General features: G+C 63.3%; 17 protein-coding genes. 5 read left to right on the top strand and 12 right to left on the bottom strand.

Translation table 11 applies throughout. The annotated features are described in order from the left end of the window. Positions 1-5: 5 nt before the first annotated feature. Entirely contained in the window at positions 6-992 is a 987-nt protein-coding gene (locus AC07SZ_RS14330) for an ABC transporter substrate-binding protein (protein WP_494914745.1), read from the bottom strand. Between the two features lie 263 nt (positions 993-1,255). Between AC07SZ_RS14330 and AC07SZ_RS14325 the strand changes: the two genes are divergently transcribed. Then, positions 1,256-2,227 (top strand): sugar-binding transcriptional regulator, encoded by a 972-nt coding sequence (locus AC07SZ_RS14325; protein ID WP_056575935.1) that lies wholly within the window; start codon positions 1,256-1,258, stop codon positions 2,225-2,227. 30 nt (positions 2,228-2,257) lie between these two features. On the opposite strand, the gene AC07SZ_RS14320 is transcribed toward AC07SZ_RS14325, so the two are convergent. The 9 genes from AC07SZ_RS14320 to AC07SZ_RS14280 form a co-directional block, all read right to left on the bottom strand. Next, complete coding sequence (locus tag AC07SZ_RS14320; RefSeq protein ID WP_494914743.1) at positions 2,258-2,626, bottom strand: hypothetical protein; 369 nt, start codon at positions 2,624-2,626, stop codon at positions 2,258-2,260. Between the two features lie 118 nt (positions 2,627-2,744). Then, on the bottom strand, positions 2,745-4,109 hold the full coding sequence (locus tag AC07SZ_RS14315; protein ID WP_494914741.1) for a pyruvate dehydrogenase complex dihydrolipoamide acetyltransferase: 1,365 nt from the start codon (positions 4,107-4,109) through the stop codon (positions 2,745-2,747). 3 nt (positions 4,110-4,112) lie between these two features. Then, the gene (locus tag AC07SZ_RS14310; RefSeq protein WP_494914740.1) at positions 4,113-5,111 is read right to left on the bottom strand and encodes an alpha-ketoacid dehydrogenase subunit beta; all 999 of its coding nucleotides are present in this window, start codon (positions 5,109-5,111) and stop codon (positions 4,113-4,115) included. After that, the gene (locus AC07SZ_RS14305; RefSeq protein ID WP_081295028.1) at positions 5,111-6,139 is read right to left on the bottom strand and encodes a thiamine pyrophosphate-dependent dehydrogenase E1 component subunit alpha; all 1,029 of its coding nucleotides are present in this window, start codon (positions 6,137-6,139) and stop codon (positions 5,111-5,113) included. Before AC07SZ_RS14305 ends, AC07SZ_RS14310 begins: the two co-directional genes overlap by 1 nt. 2 nt (positions 6,140-6,141) lie before the next feature. After that, the gene (locus AC07SZ_RS14300) at positions 6,142-7,470 is read right to left on the bottom strand and encodes an NAD(P)H-dependent oxidoreductase (RefSeq protein WP_056575929.1); all 1,329 of its coding nucleotides are present in this window, start codon (positions 7,468-7,470) and stop codon (positions 6,142-6,144) included. A 247-nt stretch (positions 7,471-7,717) separates the two neighbouring features. Next, positions 7,718-8,566, bottom strand: a complete 849-nt coding sequence (locus AC07SZ_RS14295; protein ID WP_494914738.1) for a carbohydrate ABC transporter permease — start codon at positions 8,564-8,566, stop codon at positions 7,718-7,720. Next, positions 8,563-9,438 (bottom strand): carbohydrate ABC transporter permease, encoded by an 876-nt coding sequence (locus tag AC07SZ_RS14290; RefSeq protein WP_056575925.1) that lies wholly within the window; start codon positions 9,436-9,438, stop codon positions 8,563-8,565. Before AC07SZ_RS14290 ends, AC07SZ_RS14295 begins: the two co-directional genes overlap by 4 nt. 51 nt (positions 9,439-9,489) lie before the next feature. Beyond that, positions 9,490-10,779 carry an ABC transporter substrate-binding protein gene (locus tag AC07SZ_RS14285; protein WP_056575923.1) on the bottom strand — a complete coding sequence of 430 codons (1,290 nt, stop codon included), beginning with the start codon at positions 10,777-10,779 and terminating at the stop codon, positions 9,490-9,492. A 79-nt stretch (positions 10,780-10,858) separates the two neighbouring features. Continuing rightward, positions 10,859-11,959, bottom strand: a complete 1,101-nt coding sequence (locus AC07SZ_RS14280; protein WP_494914737.1) for an ABC transporter ATP-binding protein — start codon at positions 11,957-11,959, stop codon at positions 10,859-10,861. A 185-nt stretch (positions 11,960-12,144) separates the two neighbouring features. Between AC07SZ_RS14280 and AC07SZ_RS14275 the strand changes: the two genes are divergently transcribed. Then, entirely contained in the window at positions 12,145-12,990 is an 846-nt protein-coding gene (locus AC07SZ_RS14275; RefSeq protein ID WP_056576543.1) for a metallophosphoesterase family protein, read from the top strand. 211 nt (positions 12,991-13,201) lie between these two features. Here AC07SZ_RS14275 and AC07SZ_RS14270 read toward each other — a convergent pair whose 3' ends face one another. Continuing rightward, the gene (locus tag AC07SZ_RS14270) at positions 13,202-13,969 is read right to left on the bottom strand and encodes a 5'/3'-nucleotidase SurE (protein ID WP_056575920.1); all 768 of its coding nucleotides are present in this window, start codon (positions 13,967-13,969) and stop codon (positions 13,202-13,204) included. A 203-nt stretch (positions 13,970-14,172) separates the two neighbouring features. On the opposite strand from AC07SZ_RS14270, the gene AC07SZ_RS14265 reads away from it, so the two are divergent. Continuing rightward, positions 14,173-15,168: a sugar-binding transcriptional regulator gene (locus tag AC07SZ_RS14265; protein WP_056575918.1), complete on the top strand. Its 996-nt coding sequence runs from the start codon at positions 14,173-14,175 to the stop codon at positions 15,166-15,168. Positions 15,169-15,319: 151 nt separating this feature from the next. Here the strand turns inward: AC07SZ_RS14265 and AC07SZ_RS14260 are convergent, their stop codons facing one another. Beyond that, positions 15,320-16,108: a 3-hydroxybutyrate dehydrogenase gene (locus AC07SZ_RS14260; RefSeq protein WP_056575916.1), complete on the bottom strand. Its 789-nt coding sequence runs from the start codon at positions 16,106-16,108 to the stop codon at positions 15,320-15,322. A gap of 243 nt (positions 16,109-16,351) precedes the next feature. On the opposite strand from AC07SZ_RS14260, the gene AC07SZ_RS14255 reads away from it, so the two are divergent. Together AC07SZ_RS14255 and AC07SZ_RS14250 are read left to right on the top strand one after the other, a co-directional pair. After that, positions 16,352-17,140 (top strand): acetoacetate decarboxylase, encoded by a 789-nt coding sequence (locus AC07SZ_RS14255; protein ID WP_065005520.1) that lies wholly within the window; start codon positions 16,352-16,354, stop codon positions 17,138-17,140. Next, on the top strand, positions 17,133-18,293 hold the full coding sequence (locus tag AC07SZ_RS14250; RefSeq protein ID WP_494914734.1) for a patatin-like phospholipase family protein: 1,161 nt from the start codon (positions 17,133-17,135) through the stop codon (positions 18,291-18,293). Before AC07SZ_RS14255 ends, AC07SZ_RS14250 begins: the two co-directional genes overlap by 8 nt. Positions 18,294-18,472 lie beyond the last annotated feature (179 nt).

Below are 18,472 nucleotides of genomic sequence, written 5' to 3'. Positions count from 1 at the left end.
CCGGCTCAGCCGCCGAACAGTTCCTGGAACTTCGCCTTATCGGCGTCGGTCTTGGCGACGATTGCCTTGGTGTCGAACGGCATCAGCTTGACATTGACGCCTTCCGGCAGCCAGTCGGGGCGGCCGACCGAGGCGCGTGCCGGCAGATAGCCCATGGACAGCGCCAGCTTCTGGCCTTCGTCCGACAGAATGAAGTCGACGAATTTCTTGGCGCCGTCGACGTTCTTGGCTGTCTTCATGATGGCCACCGGCTCGGTCACCGCCGGAACGCCTTCCGAGGGGAACACGAACTCGACCGGCGACCCCTTCTTCTTGGCGTTCATCGCCATGAAGTCGACGAGGATGCCATAGGGCTTCTCGCCCGATGCCACAGACTTCAGCACCGCGCCATTGCCGCGCACGCTGACGGTGTTGTTGGTCTTGAGCTTCTGGAAGAAATCCCAGCCATAGTTCGTATCCCCGGCGAAACCCGAGAGCAGATAGGCGGCCGCTCCCGAATAGAGCGGGCTCGGCATGACCAACCCATCGGCATAGGCCGGCTTGGCAAGGTCGGCCCAATGCTCCGGCTTTTCCGCGGCAGCGGTGTTGTAGACAATCCCGGTGGTGATCAGCTTGCTGCCGAAATAGGTCTTGTCGGCGTCATAGGCGTCGGCCTCGATGCCGTCGAGCTTGGCCTCGGGATAGGCCATCAGCCTGTCGTCTTTCTTCAGCAGCTCCATTGAGACCGCGTCGGCGATCAACAGCACGTCGGCCTGCGGGCTTCCGGCGGCGAACTCGGCCGCCATCTTGGTCAGGATGTCGCTGGTTCCGGAACGATAGATGGTCACGTCGATGCCGGGTTGCGCCTTCTTGAAGGCATCCACGGTCTTGGCCGCGTCGGCTTCCGGCTGCGATGTATAGAGCGTCAGTGTTTCGGCGCTTGCCACGCCGGCAAACAAAGTTGCGGCGAGCGCCAGCTGGCTGGCCAGCAACTTGATGAATAGCGTCTTCATGAAACCTCCTGTCTTGTCTGTGCATGACCGGTCCGGCCCTTGGCCGGCTCCCCGTCTCTTCCTCCCTGCACGGCGCATATGACTGGTGGATGACACAGCGCGTGGAACCCACAAAATATGTTCATATGTACAATGTCAATTACAAATGAACAGAGATGTGCGACAATCGGAATGCCGCAAGCCGGCATCCAGTTGACATCCGGCCGGCGTTCCTCCGATGAGGGCAACGCCGCCAGATCATGGCTCATGAGGGACCAGAACCGATGCCCGCCGAAAAACCCAGACCGGCTCGCCTGCCGATGGTCTCGTCGGACCTCAACGTCAAGACGGCCTGGCTCTATTATGTCGAGGGCTTCACGCAGGAGCAGATCGCCGAGAAGCTCGATGTCTCCCGGGTGAAGGTCATGCGCACGTTGGCCGCCTGCACCGCGGAAGGCATCGTCGTCACCATGATAAACGCGCCCACCGCCGAGCAGGTGGCGCTCGAGCGGCAGCTGGAAAAACGCTGGGGCCTCAACGCCGCTGTCGTCATCCCGACACCCTCGGCGCACGAGCATCTGGAGAAGGCGATCGGCCATGCGGTGGCGGCCTATCTCGGCGAGCAGATGCGGGACGGCATGACGCTGGCGATCGGCGGCGGCGCGACGCTCCATGCCAGCCTGGGTTTCCTCGCCCGCCGGCAGCTGAAGCGCGCTTCGGTGGTGGCACTTGTCGGCAGCCTGCCGCATTCGCAATGGATCAACCCGTCGATCGTCGCGGCCAAGGTCGCAGATGTCTTCGAGGTCGACAGCTACCAGATCACCGCGCCGGTGATGGTGGACAATCCTTCGCTTCGCGATCTCCTGTGGGCACAGCCGACCCTGCAGGACGTGCGCCGCCGCGCCGCGGCCGCCGACATTGCTCTGCTCACCGTCGGCGACATGTCGCCGGACGCCACCATCTTCCGCCATGGCATCGTGCCGTCATCGCTGATCGCGCCATTGAAGGCGAAAGGCGCGGTCGCCAATATGCTGTGCTACTTCGTCGATGCCGCCGGCAGGCTGGTCGATCACGAAGTCAACGGGCGCGTCATGGCCATCGATCTCGAAATGGTCGGCCAGGTGCCGAATGTCGTGCTGGCCGCTGGCGGAAAACGCAAGGTGGCCGCGATCCTGGCCGCGCTGAAAGCCGTCAGCACCAACGTGCTGATCACCGACAGCGAAACGGCCACGGCGCTGCTGGCCAAGGGCGGCTAAGACAGCTTTCGCTCTGACCGTCGGTTCGAGCTAGATAAGTCCGCGCTCGCGCAAGAAATCCTCGACGCCGACATGCGTCATGGATTCGAATTCGGCGATCGCCTCGGCAACCCGCCTGCGCTGGGCCGCCAGCAGCGTGAACACCTGCTTCATCTCGCCGGAAACGCCGAAACGGCTCCAGCGCTCCGCAATATGGACGGGCAGGCCGATATCGGCGCAGAACGCGTCCAGGCTGTCATAACCAAGGCTGGCGACAAGCTGCCTCGTCTCGTCCGCCGACATGCGCGGCTCGAAAGCGTGATCGTGCAGGCGCTGCGCCACAAGCTTGATATCGGACGGCGAGGCACTCATGACCTTGCCGAACAGGGTTTTGACGTCAGACGGGTCGAATGCAGGCATGCTTGCCTCCCTTGAACGCGATCCGCTGGGGAAGATGGGTCAAGGGTCGACGCCTGACAAGTCGTTTCTGAATGTGAGCCGGCTTTGCAGGCCGGCCTCACTCGATTGTCAACACGCCCTATACCAACAGCCCCATCGGATTCTCGATCAGCCGCTTGAAGGCGACCAGCAGTTCGGCGCCAAGTGCCCCGTCGACGGCACGATGGTCCGTCGACAGCGTCACCGACATCACGGTGGCTATTTTGATCTCGCCGTTCCTGACCACGGCCCGCTCCTCGCCGGCCCCGACCGCCAGGATCGTCGCATGCGGCGGGTTGATGACGGCGGCGAAGTCCTTGATGCCGAACATGCCGAGGTTCGACACCGCCGTGGTGCCGCCCTGGTACTCTTCCGGCTTCAGCTTGCGGCTGCGTGCACGGCTCGCCAGATCCTTCATCTCGTTGGAGATGGTGGACAGCGACTTCTCGTCGGCATGCCGGATGATCGGCGTGATCAGCCCACCGGGGATCGAGACGGCGACGCCGACATCGGCATGCTTGTGCTTGACCATGGCGCCTTCGGTCCATGAGGCATTGGCATCCGGCACCGCCTTCAGCGCCATGGCCATCGCCTTGATGACCATGTCGTTGACCGACAGCTTGTAGGCGGGCGCCTCGCCCTTGTCGGTCTTCTTTATCGGTGCGGCGGCATTGATCTGCGTGCGCAGCGCCAGCAGCGCGTCGAGTTCGCAGTCGAGCGTCAGGTAGAAATGCGGAATGGTGGTCTTGGCCTCGACGAGGCGGCGCGCGATGGTCTTGCGCATATTGTCGTGCGGGACCAGCTCGTAGGAGCCTTCCTCGAACAGCTTCAGCACCTGGTCGTCCGACATCGCCTTCACGGCAGGAGCGGAAGCAGCAGCGGCGGCGGGAGCTTCAGGAGCCAATGCTGGGGCCTCTTTGGCACCGCCCTTGGCAATCGCCGCGTCAATATCCGCCTTGACCACGCGGCCGTAAGGACCGGTGCCGGTGATGCTGGCAAGGGCAAGGCCCGCCTCACGCGCCAGACGACGAGCAAGCGGTGTCGCGCGTGCGCCCGACGGCGATTGGCCGATCTCCCCCCCAGAGGGGGAGATGCCCGGCAAGGCAGAGGGGGGCGTGACAGAATGCGACGTTGGCGGGACAGCGCCCCCCTCTGTCGACTTGGTCGACATCTCCCCCACAAGGGGGGGGATTGGCGCCGTGTCTTGCTTGGCCCCATAAGCCTCGCCATCGGCATAGATCCAGGCGACCGGCGCGCCGACCGGAATGTCGACGCCTTCCTTGCCAGTCACGTCGCGCAGCACGCCGCTGGCCGGCGCGTCGATCTCCATCGCCGCCTTGTCGGTCTCGATCTCGAACAGCACGTCGCCCTTCTTGACCTGCTGGCCTTCGGTGGCGAACCAGCGCGAGATCTGTCCGGTCGCCATGTCCATGTCGACCTTGGGAAGAATGACTTCTGTCGGCATGTCTCAGCGAACCCCTTTCACGAGGTCGCGCGCGGCGGTGATGATGTCGGGAACCTGCGGCACGGTGGCCTTTTCGAGCTCCGGATTGTAGGGGATCGGCGTCTCGGCGCCGCCCAGCCGCACGATCGGTGCGTCGAGATAGTCGAACGCCTCGCTCTCGGCGATCATGGCGCTTACTTCGGCGCCGATGCCCAATGTCTTGACCGCTTCGTAGACGCACATCAGCCGCGACGTCTTCTTGACGCTGTCGATGACGGTCTGCTTGTCCATCGGCCGGATGGTCCGGAGATCGACGACTTCGACATCGATGCCCTCGGCTTCCAGCGAGGCGGCGGCGTCGAGCGCCTTCTGCACCATGATCGAGGTTGCGACGATGGTGAGATCCCGGCCTTCGCGGCGGATGTCGGCCTTGCCGATCGGCACCGTGTAGTAGCCTTCCGGCACCGGGCCCTTCACCTTGTAGAGCAGCTTGTGCTCGAAGATCATCACCGGATCGGGGTCGGCGACGGCGGCCAAAAGCATGCCCTTGGCATCATAGGGCGTCGCCGGCTGAATGACCTTCAGGCCCGGCACATGGCCGAGCCAGGCCTCCAGGCTCTGGCTGTGCTGCGCGGCGGCACCCGTGCCGGAGCCGGCCGGAAAGCGCATCACCACGGGAACGGAAACCTCGCCGCCCAGCATGAAGCGCATCTTGGCCGCCTGGTTGACGATCTGCTCCATGGCCAGCGTGGCGAAATCGGAGAACTGGAATTCGAAGATCGGCCGCATGCCGGTGACGGCGGCGCCGACAGCGACGCCCGCGCCGCCCAGCTCCGAGATCGGCGTGTCCATCACCCGGTCGGCGCCGTAACGGTCGACCAGGTCGCCGGTCACCTGGAAGGCGCCGCCATAGACGCCGATATCCTCACCCATCAGGAAGACGCGTTCGTCCATGTCCATGGCGATCGCCATGGCTTCCTGGATCGCCTGGGCGTAGCTCAGTTCACGCACCATCGCGTCCATCACGCCTGCTCCGTATACACGTAATTTCCAGTCTCGCTCACATCCGGCGAAGGGCTCGCCTTGGCGAACTCGATGCCGTCGGCGATCTCCTGCGCCACGGCGTCGCGAATGGCCTCGATGCCCTTGTCGTCGATGAAGCCGAATTCCCGCAGTTCGTTCTCGAACAGCGTGATCGGGTCGCGGTTCGACATCCAGTCCTCGATCTCTTCCTTGGTGCGATAGCGATTGCGGTCGCTCTTGGAATGGCCGCGATGGCGGTAGGTCTTGGATTCGATGAGCGTCGGCCCCTCACCCGCGCGCGCCCGCTCGATGGCCTTGTACGAAGCCTCGGCGACTTCGGAGAAGATGTTGCCGTTGACGATGACGCCGGGCATCGAATAGGCGGCGGCACGATCGGCGATGTTCTTCACCGCGGTCGAACGGGCCGTCGATGTGGACATGCCGTAGCCGTTGTTCTCGCAGACGAAGATGACAGGCAGCTTCCAGACGGCCGCCATGTTCAGCGCTTCGTGGAAGGCGCCCTCATTGTTGGCGCCGTCGCCGAAGAAGGAGACGACGACCTTGCCGGTCTTCATCATCTTGGAGGAGAGCGCGGCACCGACCGCGATCGGAATGCCGCCGCCGACGATGCCGTTGGCACCGAGATTGCCCTTGGCGACATCGGCGATGTGCATCGAACCGCCACGGCCCTTGCAGTAGCCGGTGGTTTTGCCGAAGAACTCGGCGAACATGCGCTTCACCTCCGCACCCTTGGCGATGCAGTGGCCATGGCCGCGATGCGTCGAGGTGATCTGGTCATCCTCGCCAAGCGGCATGCAGATGCCCATGGCACTGGCTTCCTGGCCGATCGACAGATGCATGGTGCCGTGGATCAGGCCGCGCATGTAGCTTTCCTCCGCGCCCTCTTCGAAGCGGCGGATGAGGTACATCTTGTAGAGCACCTGCTTGAGCTGCTCGGCGCTGTACTGGCGATAGACGAAAGGCAGGTTGGCGCGGCTGTCCGCGACGGCTTTGCTGGCTGTGGCCATGATCAGGCTCCCACGGTTCCGTAGACGAGTTTGTCCTGGCGAGCGCGCAGCTCCGCGATCTTGGAGCCCGGCGCGGGAGCCGCGTTGGCATAGGTGATGAGCTCGCCCTTCTTGATCGGCGCCGTCACCGAGCCGCCCTGCAGCAAGCCGCAGGGAATGGCTCGCGCCGCATGCGCTTCCGGCGCCGTCATGATCCAGGCGCGGTAGCAATATTCGCCGATCGCATCGAGCTTCTCGCCCGGCTGCATGTCCTTCTTGGCGACCGCGGCAACTTCAGCCACCGGCTTTGCCAGCGGCACCATGTCGGCCTTGCCGTAGAGGACGACGCGGGCGCAGGTCAGCGGCACTTCGAGCGAGGTCAGGTGATAGGGGCGATGGAAGGTGAAATACGGGCCCTTGCCCATCTTCAGGTCTTCCATGCGCTCCGAAATGCGCGGATGCGACATGTCGGCGACGACGAAGACGCCGGGCGCCACGCCCTTGCCGATCGAGTAGTCGACGACGCCGACCTTGGACAGCACGCCACCGTCCTTTTCAGGCACCAGGACTTTCGAGAGCTCGCCGAGTGTCGCCGCGGGGCCATGCATGCCGGCCTTGTCCGGCACCAGGCCGGTTGCATTGGCGATCGCCGCCATCTCGACCATGGTCTTGGAACCATCGACGAACTCGACCAGCATACGCACATTCATGTGCCGGCGCTTGGCCTCTTCCTCGTAGGCGGGCGGTGTGGCGTCGATGTTGAGCGGGTTGTTCTTGCCCTTGCCGGCGGCGACGATCGGATGGCCCATGGCCGAAACGAACTCGATCAGTTCCATGCATGAGGACGGCTCGTCACCGGCGCCCAGCGAATAGGTGACACCGAGCCGATCGGCCTCGCTCTTCAGATAGGCGCCGATGGTGACGTCGGCCTCGACATTCATCATCACCAGATGCTTGCCATGCTCCATGGCGCGCAAGCCGATCTCGGCACCGACGGCGGGAACGCCGGTCGCGTCGATGACCACGTCGATGAGATCGTTGTTGATGACCAGGTTGGCGTCGTTGGTGACCGCCACCTTGCCGGCTTCCATGGCAGCCGTCATCGCCGAAGCGTTCGACACTTCGCGCGCATGGCCGGTTTCCTGGAAGGCGATATCCACCGCCCTGCTGGCGGCCGGCAGGTTCAGCTCCGAGATCGCGCCGATCTCGATGCCGGACATATGGGCGACGCGGGTGACGATGTCGGTTCCCATCTCGCCGGAGCCGATCAGGCCGATGCGGATGGGCTTGCCCGACTTGCCACGCTCATCGAGATCGCGGGCAAGGCCCGTCAACGAAATATTGGAAGCCATACCGCTTATTCCTCCCACATTGCAGGCTTGTTCAAGTGCTTGACGGGTATTGAACATCTGTATTTCTGTCAAGACTAATGTCCAAAATTACCGCACTTTCGTGCCCTTCCGGAGGCGTCCGGCAGGCACGGAATGGCCGGTGGCAAAAGCCGGATGCCGCGCGTTACGGCAGGCTGTCCGGGATGCCGAACAGCCATCGAACCGCAAAGCTGCGCGGCGGACGCCGCGATGTTCCGGCAAGAGGCGGCTACTTGATGCCGGCCCGCATGAAACTCTGCACGAACTGGCGCTGGAACAGCAGGAAGCCGATCAGCAGCGGCGCCGAGGTCATCAACGCGGCTGCCGAGATGATGCTCCACTGTACGCCCTGGTCAGGCGAGGCGAAGACCTGCAGGCCGACCGTCAGCGGCCGGGTCGAGACCGAATTGGTGATCACCAGCGGCCACAGGAGATTGTTCCAGTGGTAGCTGACCGAGACCAGCCCATAGGCGACATAGATCGGGCGCGACAGCGGAACGTAGACCTTGAGCAGTATGCCAAGCGGCCCGGCCCCTTCGACGCGTGCGGCGTCGTCGAGTTCCTTGGGCACGGTCAGGAAGGCTTGACGCAGAAGAAAGATGCCGAAGGCCGAGGCCATGTAGGGCAGGCCCATCGCCAGCACCGTATCGACGAGGCCTAGCTTGACCATGGTGCGGTAATTCTCGACCAGCAGCACCTCGGGCATGATCATCAGCTGGATCAGCACCAGCATGAACACCAGCGTCTTGCCGCGGAAATCGTAGCGGGCGAAGGCATAGGCGGCGAGCGTGCAGATGACGAATTGCGAGGCCAGGATGACCGTGATCAGCACGAAGGTGTTGAGGAAATAGCGCGCGAACGGAGCCGCGTTCCAGGCCTGGATGAAATTGCCTAATGTCAGGGGCGCCGTGACGTCGAAGCGCACTTCGTATCCCGCGGGATGGAACGCCATCCACACCGCATAGAGCAGCGGCAGGATCCACAGCGCGCCGAGCAGATAGCAGCCGATCACCTCGATGGCGTGCCAGAAACCCTGCTCGCGCGACTGGACCGGCTGGGGGAGAGCGGTGACGGTCATTTGTAGTGGACCCTCCGGTCGAGAATGCCGAACTGCACGAAGGCGAGCGCCGCGAGCAGTGCCAAAAGCACCATGGTCAGCGCGGCGGCATAGCCGGTATCCCAGAAGCGGAACGCCGTCTGGTAGATGTAGTAGAGCAGCAGCGTGCTGGCATTGTCGGGGCCGCCACGGGTCATGACGATGACGTGGTCGATCAGCCGGAACGAATTGATGATGGCATTGATCAGCACGAACAAAGTCGTCGGCATCAGCAGCGGGAAGGTGACGCGGCGAAAGAAGTACCAGCGCCCGGCGCCCTCGAGAGCCGCGGCCTCCGACAGCGACGGGCTGATCTGCTGCAGCGCCGCCAGGTAGAAGATCATGAAGAAGCCAGCCTCCTTCCAGACCGCCAGCACCATGAGGCTGCCCAGCGCCGTCGAGCCATCACCCAGCCAGTTTCGCTCGGCAAAGCCGAACAGGCCAAGGAAGCGGTCGATGAGGCCGTAGCCAGGCGTGTAGAAGAACAGCCAGATGTTGGCCACCGCGATCATCGGCAGGATGGTGGGCAGGAAGAACGACATGCGCAGCAGGGCCTTGCCGCGGATGGACGAGTTGACGATCAGCGCCATCAGCATGGCGAGGCCGATCGCCACCGGCACCGTGCCGATGGCATAGATGGCGTTGTTCTTCAGCGCGGCCAGGAACACCGGGTCGCTCAGCATGTCGCTGTAGTGGCCGAGCCCGACGAACTTTGCCGGGCGTACGCCGCGCGGCGTGTTGTAGAAGCTGTTGACCAGCGTCATCACCGCCGGGACATGGGTGAACGCCGCCAGCAGCACGACGGCCGGCAACAGCAGCAGCCACGCGGTGATCTGATTTCGCCCCTGTGTCACGAGACACCCTTTCCTGTCACTGTGGCTTCGACCCACCGCCCTTCGTATCGGTCAGCGATACTGCTTCAGGATGCGGTCGGCTTCCTGCTGCGCATCGCTCATCGCCTGTGCCGGCGTCTTGGTACCGGTCAACGCGGCCTCGATGCCGTCATCGATGACGCGGGCGACACGCTGGTTCTCGTGCGTCGAAAGCTCCGGCACCATGTAGGGGATCTGGTCGTGCGGGACGGCGGCACCCGGGAATTCCTTGACATAGGCCTGCATCGCCGGCGTGTTCCAGGCATCGTCGCGCGGCGCGATGTAGCCGGTCTTGATGCTCCATTCGGCGGCCTGATCGGCCGAGGTCAGCCATTTCGCGAACTGGAAGGCCGCCTGCTGCTTCTCGGGCGCCGTGCCGTTGAAGATGAATATGTTGCCGCCGCTGGTCGGCGCGCCGCGCTTCTTGTGCTCCGGCAGCATCTGCACGCCGAACGGGAACGGCGCGTTGGTCTTGACATTGGTCAGGTTGCCGCTGGTCGTGGTGATCATGGCGGCACGGCCCTCGAAGAAGTCCTTCGGATTGGTCGCCCACTCGATCACGCCGGGCTTCATTACCTTGTGCTTGAGCGCCAGGTCCGTCCAGTATTGCAGTCCTTCGACGACCTCGGGAGAATCGAAATAGGTCTTGTCGCCCGAAACATCGGCGATCGTGCCGCCATTCTGGGCCACATAGCCCTGCAGCAACCAGTAGGAGGTCAGCGACGACGGCACCTGCATGCCCCATTGCGTGACGTTGCCGCTGGCGTCGCGCTTGGTCAGCTTGGTGGCGAAGTCGACGACTTCTTCCCAGTTTTGCGGGCCGACATCCGGGTTGAGACCGGCCGCCTTGAAGGCATCCTTGTTCCAGAAGAACACGGTCGTACCGCGCTGGAACGGGATGCCCCAAGTCTTGTCCCCGCTCTTGCTGTTGGTCATGAACACCGGCGAAAATCCGGCGAGCCAGGCCTTGTCGTCGTCGGTCTTGACCAGGTCGTCGATCGGCGCGATCGCGCCCTCGTCGATCAGCGTGAAGAGATCGGCCGACAGCATGACCGCCAGTTCCGGCGGCTGGCCGGCCTTGAACGCGGTCAGCGACTTGCTGATCGTCTCGGAATAGGTGCCGGAGTAGATCGCCTTGACCTTGATGTCGGGATTGGCCGCCTCGAACCGAGTGATCAGGTCGTCGACGATCTTGGTCACCGGACCGCCGATGGCCACGGGATAATAGAAACTGATTTCCACCGGCTCGGCCTGCGCCACGCCGAGGCTCAGGCCTGCTCCCAACAGCGCGGCGCCAAGCCACTTGCCACTTCTTGCAAACATCGTTTCCTCCGGTTTGTGATGTTTTCTCGTTGTCGTCGCCAATCGGCCTGCTTCGAGGCCGTGGGCCGTTCCCCGCAGGTCAGGGCACCGCGCGCAGCACGCGCTCGCCGGCCGCCTGACCGACCAACACCTTGCGCTCGGCCCTGTAGCCGTCCGCCTCGTCGAAGACGTGCATGGCGTCGGGCAGCCAGCCCAGCCGCACCTGGTCGCCAACGGACTGCCGGCGGATGCCGTCCACGCGCACCTGCAGAATCTGGTCGCCGACGGCGCACTCCAGAATGCTGTCGGCGCCGTGATATTCGATGCCGCGGATGATGGCGGGCACGACGCCATCCGGCTCGATCCGGATCTCCTCCGGCCGCAGCCCGAGCGACAGCCCATCGCCCTTGCCTTCGACCAGTGCCGGCCCCGCCGATCCCTTGATGATGGCGCCAGCCGGCCCATCGGCCAGCGAGACGAGGTTCATCGGCGGCGTGCCGATGAACCTTGCCGCGAACGATGTCGCGGGCCGCAGATAAAGCCCTGCCGGCTCCGCCTTCTGCTCGATACGGCCGCCGCGCATGAGGATGACCTGATCGGCAAGGCTCATCGCCTCGATCTGGTCATGCGTGACGTAGACCATGGTCATGCCCAACGCCTGCTGGATGGTGCGTATTTCCTTGCGCATCTCGTGGCGAAGCTGCGCGTCGAGGTTGGACAGCGGCTCGTCCATCAGGCACACCGACGCCTCAGCCACGATCGCCCGGCCGAGGGCGACGCGCTGCTGCTGACCGCCCGAAAGCTGGGAAGGCTTGCGGTCAAGAAGCGCCCCCAGCCCGAGAATGTCGGCTGCCTTCTTGAGGCGACGCGTCCGCTCCCCGGCCGGCACCCGCCGCACCTTGAGACCGAATATGATGTTTTCCGCAACGCTGAGGTGGGGGAAGAGCGCATAGGACTGGAACACCATGGCCAAGCCGCGTTTGGCCGGCGGCTGCACGGTGACGTCCTTGCCGCCGATGAAGATGTGGCCCGAAGTGACCGCATCGAGGCCGGCAATCAGCCGCAGCGTCGTCGACTTGCCGCAGCCGGACGGCCCAAGCAGCACCGTCAGCGTGCCGGGCTTCACCTCGAAGCTGACATCCTTCACGGCGTCAAAGGTCGCCCACCTCTTGTTGAGGTTCCTGATCTCGATGCCGGACATGGTGCCTCCCCGTTCCGGTAACCTCCCGCCCGATCCCTCCGGAATCCGCGCGGCGAAGACGCGCTCGGGCTGGCGATCCGTTGATCGCTAAAATCGAATATTGAACTATCTTTCTCAAGTCAATACAATTGTACAATTCTGAGGCGACGACGCATCAGACCACGCCCACCGGCAAAGAGAGATCCATGGCCTCGATTCGAATTATGCAGATATCCGACACCCACCTCTCGCCGCGAACCCATCGGTTTCACGAGAACAACGAGCTCATGATCGATGTGCTGAAGGCCGCCGATCACGACCTGATCATCCATACCGGCGACATCACGCTCGACGGCATACGCTTCGAGGAAGACTATCCCTTCTGCCGCTCCTTCCTGGAGCGCGCCGGCAAGGACATCCGCTATATCCCCGGCAATCACGATGTCGGCGACAATCCGCGCCTGTCGCAACCCGAAACCGCCATGGGCAGTGCCATCAGCCCGACCAGGCTTCACCGTTACGAGCGCTATTATGGCGCCGACAGATGGTCGATCGACCGCGACAACTGGCGGCTGCTCGGCATCAACTCGCTGCGTGTCGGTTCGGGACTGGAGGGCGAGCAGCAGCAATATGACTGGATCGGCGAACAGCTGGCGACGCTTGGTGAGCGGCACCTGGCGCTGTTCTCGCATCAGCCGCTCTATGTCGACACCCCGGAAAGCACCGAGCTGACCTACTGGACAGTCGACCCGATCGGCCGACAGAACCTGCACGAATTGATGGAGCACAAGCAGCTCAAGATGATCGCCAGCGGGCACCTGCACCAGCAGCGCTCGCGCGGCCACGATGGTGTGAGGCTCGAATGGTGCTCGTCCATCGCCTTCACCACCCGCGAGGAGCTGGTGCCCGAAATGGGTGGCAACCGCGAGGTCGGCTATCTCGAGCACGTGCTGCATGACGACGGCGGCATCGAAACCCGCGCGGTGACCATCCCCGGCTTCGTCAACAGCTATCTCGACGACTGCCTGCTCGAGGTCTACCCGAAATACTGATCGCGCCACGATCGAGAACAAAAAAGGGCGCCGGCGATCCGGGCGCCCTTTTCAGTTCGAATCCGGTTAGAGCAATTCCAGGAAAAGTGTGAGCGGTTTTCCCGGGCAAGGCGCATAGCGCTTTCCCTTCGAAATTGCCTCAAAAACAAAGAGATAGAGCGTTTCGCCGTTTCCGTGAAACGCTCTAGTCCGATCTTTTCGGGATCAAGTCCTAGGCGACCGCCTGTTCAAGGGTCCCGTCGAGTTCCGACAAGGCGCCCGCCGGCACGACGGCATGGCCCATCCAGTTCAGGCAGGTGACCGAGGCAATGCCGGAATCGATCAGGCTGTTTTCGTCACCCGGCGTCGTGGCGTAGTTGCGGTCGGCCAGCGGCTCGATGCGGGCGCTGCGCCCATCCTCGGCATGGATGATCACCCGCGTCGCGCATTTGTCGCGGCCGATGCGCGCCGAACGCATCGGCGCCGGCACATTGCGCGGCAGGTTGACACTCAGCCAATGTCCCTCCTGGGCCCATTCCTGGCGGGTGTTCCAAAAACCTTCGATGCGCGCCGCCAGCCATGCGACCTCGTCATCGCCATAGGCCTGGCTGTCGCGTGGCATGGAGAAGGCCACGCCGGCAATGCCGCACAGCGCCGCCTCGCGCGCCACCGCCATGGTGCCGGAATAGGAGACATCCTCGGCGACGTTGCGCCCCTCATTGATGCCCGACAGCACCAGATCGGGTTTCGCGCCGTCGCGGAACACCCAGTGCATCGCCCCGATGACGCAGTCGGCCGGGGTGCCGGTGCACGAATAGCGTCGGGGCGCGACCTGCTCAACGGCAAAGGCCTGCCGCAGCGTGATCGAATGGCCAAAGCCGCTACGGTTGCCGCTCGGCGCCACGGTCCAGATGTCGTCACTCAGCAGCGCAGCCGTCCTTTCCAGGATCGCCAGACCGGGCGCGTCGATTCCGTCATCATTGGAGAGCAGTATTCGCATATCATATCCTTCTGGCTGCGCCCGAGCGACGTCATAATTCGTACATTTATGCCATATTGAGAATTATTGTACAATTCCGTAAGATGAACTTGGGCAGGCTTTTCGCTTGCTGGATTTCGACGGGCGGCCGGCGCGCGAGCGGCCGCGTGATTTCCCTCCGCCGGCAAATCGTCTAATGGGGATACGTCTTGAGGGAAGTGGGCATGGCAGGTTCGGAAAAGCGACCGAGGCGGACGAAATTCCAGTCCGACCAGGACGAACTCAAGCTGAGAGCCGCCTATCTCTATTATGTCGAGGGCCTGACCCAGGAACAGGTTGCCCAGCATCTCGACATCAGCCGCATCAAGGCCCTGCGCCTGCTTGCGGCCACGCGTGAGGACGGTACGGTCCAGATCACCATCAATTCGCAGGCCGAATCGCTGATCCGCCTGCAGCGGAACCTGGAAAAGCACCTCGGCCTGACCGAGGCGATCGTCGTGCCCGCGTCGAGCCAGGACGAGGAGAGCGTCGCGGCCGTCGTCGGCCACGCGACCGGACGCTACATTTCCGAACAGGTCACCAACGGACTGTCGATCGGGGTTGGCTGGGGCGCCACGCTGCAGGTCTGCATGCGGTCGCTGATCTGGCGCGAGGTCGACGACATGACCGTCATTTCACTGCTCGGCGGCCTGACCCATGCGACCGCGCATAATCCTTCGGCCGTCGCCTGGCGCTTCGCCGAATTCTACCGCACGGAACTCTACCAGATCACCGCGCCTGTCTTTGTGCCCGACCGCGAACTGGCCGACGCACTGTGGAAACAGGACGATCTCAAACAGCTCTATGAGCGGGCCCGTGCCGTCGACATCGCGCTGCTCAGCGTCGGCGATGTAGGCACCCAGGCTTCGATCTTCCGCCGCGGCATCCTCAACTGGTCGGACGCCAAGAGCCTCAAGGATGCCGGCGCCGTCGGCGATGTGCTCTGCCATTTCGTCGATGCCGACGGCAATGTGCTTGACCATCCCGTCAACCATCGCGCCATGGCCATCAATCCCGCCGACATCAGCAGGGTGCCGAAGGTGATCATCTCGTCGGGCGGCCTGCGCAAGATCCACGCCATCCGCGCCGGGATCGCGGCGACCAACGCCAAGCTTCTCATCACCGACGTCGCGGCCGCCCAGGCGCTGCTTGAGCTTCCTCCGCTCGAACAGGCCTCCTGACCCTCGCGATACGCCAGTGGCGGCGCGCCCACGGCCCATGGCTGCGCAAAACCTCCCAATCCTCCGCGGCCGCGATCAGGATATCCCGCGGCGGTAGGAAGCCGCCTTTTGGGTACCGGTCGATAAAAACGGAAATGTTGCGACCGATGCGTTACTGCGCCGTCCAGCCGCCATCCATCGGCAAGGTCGTGCCGGTGATCTGCCTGGCGGAATCCGAGCACAGGAACAGTGCCAACGCGGCAAGCTCCTCGACGGTGACGAATTCCTTCGTCGGCTGCGCGGCGAGCAGCACATCATGCTTGACCTGTTCCTCGGTCATGCCGCGCGCCTTCATCGTGTCGGGAATCTGTTTCTCGACCAGCGGCGTCCAGACATAGCCCGGCGCGATGGCGTTGACGGTGATACCGTCCTGCGCGACTTCCAGGGCAACCGTCTTGGTCAGGCCTGCAATGCCGTGCTTGGCCGAGACATAGGCCGACTTGAACGGCGAGGCGACGAGTGCATGCGCGGAAGCCGTGTTGATGATGCGGCCCCATTTGCGTGCCTTCATGCCCGGCACCACCGCCTTGATGGCGTAGAAGGCCGCCAGGAGATTGATGCGAATGATCGCTTCCCACTTGTCGTCGGGGAATTCCTCGATCGGCGCGACATGCTGGATGCCGGCATTGTTGACCAGGATGTCGAGGCCGCCGAACGCCGCCTCGGCGTCGCGAACCATCGCCGTGACGGCGGCGCCGTCCATCATGTTGGCATCGGAATAGCGGCACTTGACGCCGAAATCCTTCTCGATGCCGGCGCGCTCCTGCTCTATTGCCGCGGCATCGCCGAGGCCGTTGATGGTGACGTTGGCGCCCTCGGCGGCAAAGGCGCGGGCGATGGCCAGGCCTATGCCGCTGGTCGAGCCGGTGACGAGGGCATTCTTCGAAGACAGGGAACCCATGGTGATCTCGCGAGAAGTGGGAGGGGAACAGGAGGATATAATTGTGCGCCGCAGCATGACAATGACAGAGCCATGTGTCGATGCGATTACAGCCGGTCGACAGCCTCGGCGCGGCTCTCGACCGGCTCGAGACATGCTCGTCCGGCTGACACGGCACTGTCATGGTGCCGTGCAACATAATCGGCAGCGCATTCGCGCGGTCATCCTGAACGAAATTCGCCGACAGGACCTTGGGGGGGCAGCTTGGAAATCGCCGATGTCGTGAAGCGCGCCTATGCGATGCCGCTGACCAATCCGTCTTTTCCGCCCGGGCCCTACCGTTTCTTCGACCGCGAATACATCATCATAACCTATCGCACGACGCGCGAGGCGCTTGAGGCCGTCGTGCCGGCGCCGCTGGAAATCGACGAGCCGCTGGTCAAGTACGAATTCATCCGCATGCCTGACTCCACGGGCTTCGGCGACTACACCGAGACCGGCCAGGTCATTCCGGTGAAATACAAGGGCCAGCATGGCGGCTATGTCCATTCGATGTATCTCGACGACGACGCGCCGATCGCCGGCGGCCGTGAGCTCTGGGGTTTTCCGAAGAAACTGGCCAACCCGAAGATCGCCCATGAGGGCGAGGTGATCGTCGGCACGCTGCACTATGGCAGCGTTCTGTGCGCCACGGGCACGATGGGCTACAAGCACCGCGAAGCCGATCACGATTCCGTGCTCGCGGCACTCGCCGCGCCAAACTTCCTTATAAAGATCATCCCGCATGTCGACGGCACGCCCCGCATTTGCGAGCTGGTGCGCTACTACCTCACGGACATCACCCTGAAGGAGGCCTGGACGGCGCCCGCGGCACTCGATCTGCGGCCCCATGTCATGGCCGACGTGGCGAAGCTGCCGGTGCTCGACATCGTCTCCGCCGTCCACTTCAAGGCCGATCTGACACTTGGGCTGGGCGAGGTCGTCCACGACTATCTTGCCGATCACGACCGGGTCGCAACCAGCAAAGCCCAGCCGGAGAAAATTCGTGCTTGAACGCAATCGAAACAAGGAAGCCGCCGCCACCATCGAGGAGATCTCGGCGCAGTATGACCGCATCGCCCTGGTGTTCCAGGGTGGCGGCGCGCTTGGCGCCTATCAGGCCGGCGTCTACCAGGCGCTGGCCGATGCCGGCTGCGAGCCGAGCTGGCTGTCCGGCGTCTCGATCGGCGCCATCAATGCCTCGATCATTGCCGGCAACGAACAGAGCCGACGCCTGCAGCGGCTCGAACAGTTCTGGCAGACGATCTCCGGCCGCAAGATCTGGGCCTATACGCCGGAAGGCGACATCTACCGCGACATCCGCAACCGCACTTCGTCATGGATGACCATGACCATGGGCCAGCCCGGCTTCTTCAAGCCGCGTAATCCCAATCCCTGGTTCGAGCACCCGGGCGCCGAGGGCGCCACCAGCTTCTACGACACCGCCGAATTGAAGGACACGCTGGAGAGCCTGATCGACTTCGATATCCTCAATGACGGCAAGAAGCGGCTGAGCGTCGGCGCGGTCAATGTCCGCACCGGCAATTTCGTCTATTTCGATACCGAGAAGGTGCGCATCGGTCCCGAGCACATCATGGCCAGCGGCGCGCTGCCGCCCGCCTTTCCGTCCGTCCGCATCGAGGGCGAGTACTATTGGGACGGCGGCATCGTTTCCAATACGCCGCTGCAATATCTGCTCGATCAGGAAGAGGACCGGTCTTCCCTGGTGTTCCAGGTCGACCTGTTCAGCGCCCGCGGCGTGCTGCCGCGCAGCATGCCGGACGTGCTGTCCCGCCACAAGGACATCATGTATTCCAGCCGCACGCGCCAGAACACGGACAATTTCAAGCGCATCCATGGCCTGAAGATGCGCCTGCTCGATGCGCTGAAGCGCGTGCCCAGGGAGCAGCTGACGCCGGCGGAGGAAGCGCTGATCGCGGACTATTCGGATGCCGGCATCGTCAACATCGTGCACCTGATCTACCAGCACAAAGGCTATGAGGGGCACGCCAAGGACTATGAATTCTCCGGCACCTCGATGCGTGAGCACTGGGAGACAGGCCTGGAAGACACCCAGCGCACCTTGCGTCATCGCAAGTGGCTGACCTTGCCGACCAATGTCGATGGCGTCGCCATCCATGACCTGCATCGCGAAGACCCGACCTGAGACTTCGCAGGCCGAGGCTCTCGAAGGTTTCCTTCCTGACCGGGATTGCGCTGCTCGTATCGAGCGGCCGTCGCCAACGTTCGAGATTGGCTGAAGCCTCCAAACTTCGTCATCAACTCTGAGAAATGGCGGCGTCCCTTAGTCTAGCATTTAGGGTAACGACGATCTTTCGCATGACG

It is taken from the genome of Mesorhizobium sp. GW821-FHT07A06 (assembly GCF_059419085.1).
The sequence above is the reverse complement of the archived record's forward strand: the minus strand, read 5'-3'. Positions and strand labels throughout refer to the sequence as shown.

Excerpts from the sequence above, each read along its gene's own strand:
- AC07SZ_RS14260 (WP_056575916.1), bottom strand. The coding sequence starts at position 16,108 with ATGGGTTCCCTGTCTTCGAAGAATGCCCTCGTCACCGGCTCGACCAGC.
- AC07SZ_RS14325 (WP_056575935.1), top strand. The coding sequence starts at position 1,256 with ATGCCCGCCGAAAAACCCAGACCGGCTCGCCTGCCGATGGTCTCGTCG.
- AC07SZ_RS14315 (WP_494914741.1), bottom strand. The coding sequence starts at position 4,109 with ATGCCGACAGAAGTCATTCTTCCCAAGGTCGACATGGACATGGCGACC.
- AC07SZ_RS14305 (WP_081295028.1), bottom strand. The coding sequence starts at position 6,139 with ATGGCCACAGCCAGCAAAGCCGTCGCGGACAGCCGCGCCAACCTGCCT.
- AC07SZ_RS14280 (WP_494914737.1), bottom strand. The coding sequence starts at position 11,959 with ATGTCCGGCATCGAGATCAGGAACCTCAACAAGAGGTGGGCGACCTTT.
- AC07SZ_RS14270 (WP_056575920.1), bottom strand. The coding sequence starts at position 13,969 with ATGCGAATACTGCTCTCCAATGATGACGGAATCGACGCGCCCGGTCTG.
- AC07SZ_RS14310 (WP_494914740.1), bottom strand. The coding sequence starts at position 5,111 with ATGGACGCGATGGTGCGTGAACTGAGCTACGCCCAGGCGATCCAGGAA.
- AC07SZ_RS14285 (WP_056575923.1), bottom strand. The coding sequence starts at position 10,779 with ATGTTTGCAAGAAGTGGCAAGTGGCTTGGCGCCGCGCTGTTGGGAGCA.
- AC07SZ_RS14275 (WP_056576543.1), top strand. The coding sequence starts at position 12,145 with ATGGCCTCGATTCGAATTATGCAGATATCCGACACCCACCTCTCGCCG.
- AC07SZ_RS14265 (WP_056575918.1), top strand. The coding sequence starts at position 14,173 with ATGGCAGGTTCGGAAAAGCGACCGAGGCGGACGAAATTCCAGTCCGAC.
- AC07SZ_RS14300 (WP_056575929.1), bottom strand. The coding sequence starts at position 7,470 with ATGGCTTCCAATATTTCGTTGACGGGCCTTGCCCGCGATCTCGATGAG.
- AC07SZ_RS14295 (WP_494914738.1), bottom strand. The coding sequence starts at position 8,566 with ATGACCGTCACCGCTCTCCCCCAGCCGGTCCAGTCGCGCGAGCAGGGT.
- AC07SZ_RS14320 (WP_494914743.1), bottom strand. The coding sequence starts at position 2,626 with ATGCCTGCATTCGACCCGTCTGACGTCAAAACCCTGTTCGGCAAGGTC.
- AC07SZ_RS14330 (WP_494914745.1), bottom strand. The coding sequence starts at position 992 with ATGAAGACGCTATTCATCAAGTTGCTGGCCAGCCAGCTGGCGCTCGCC.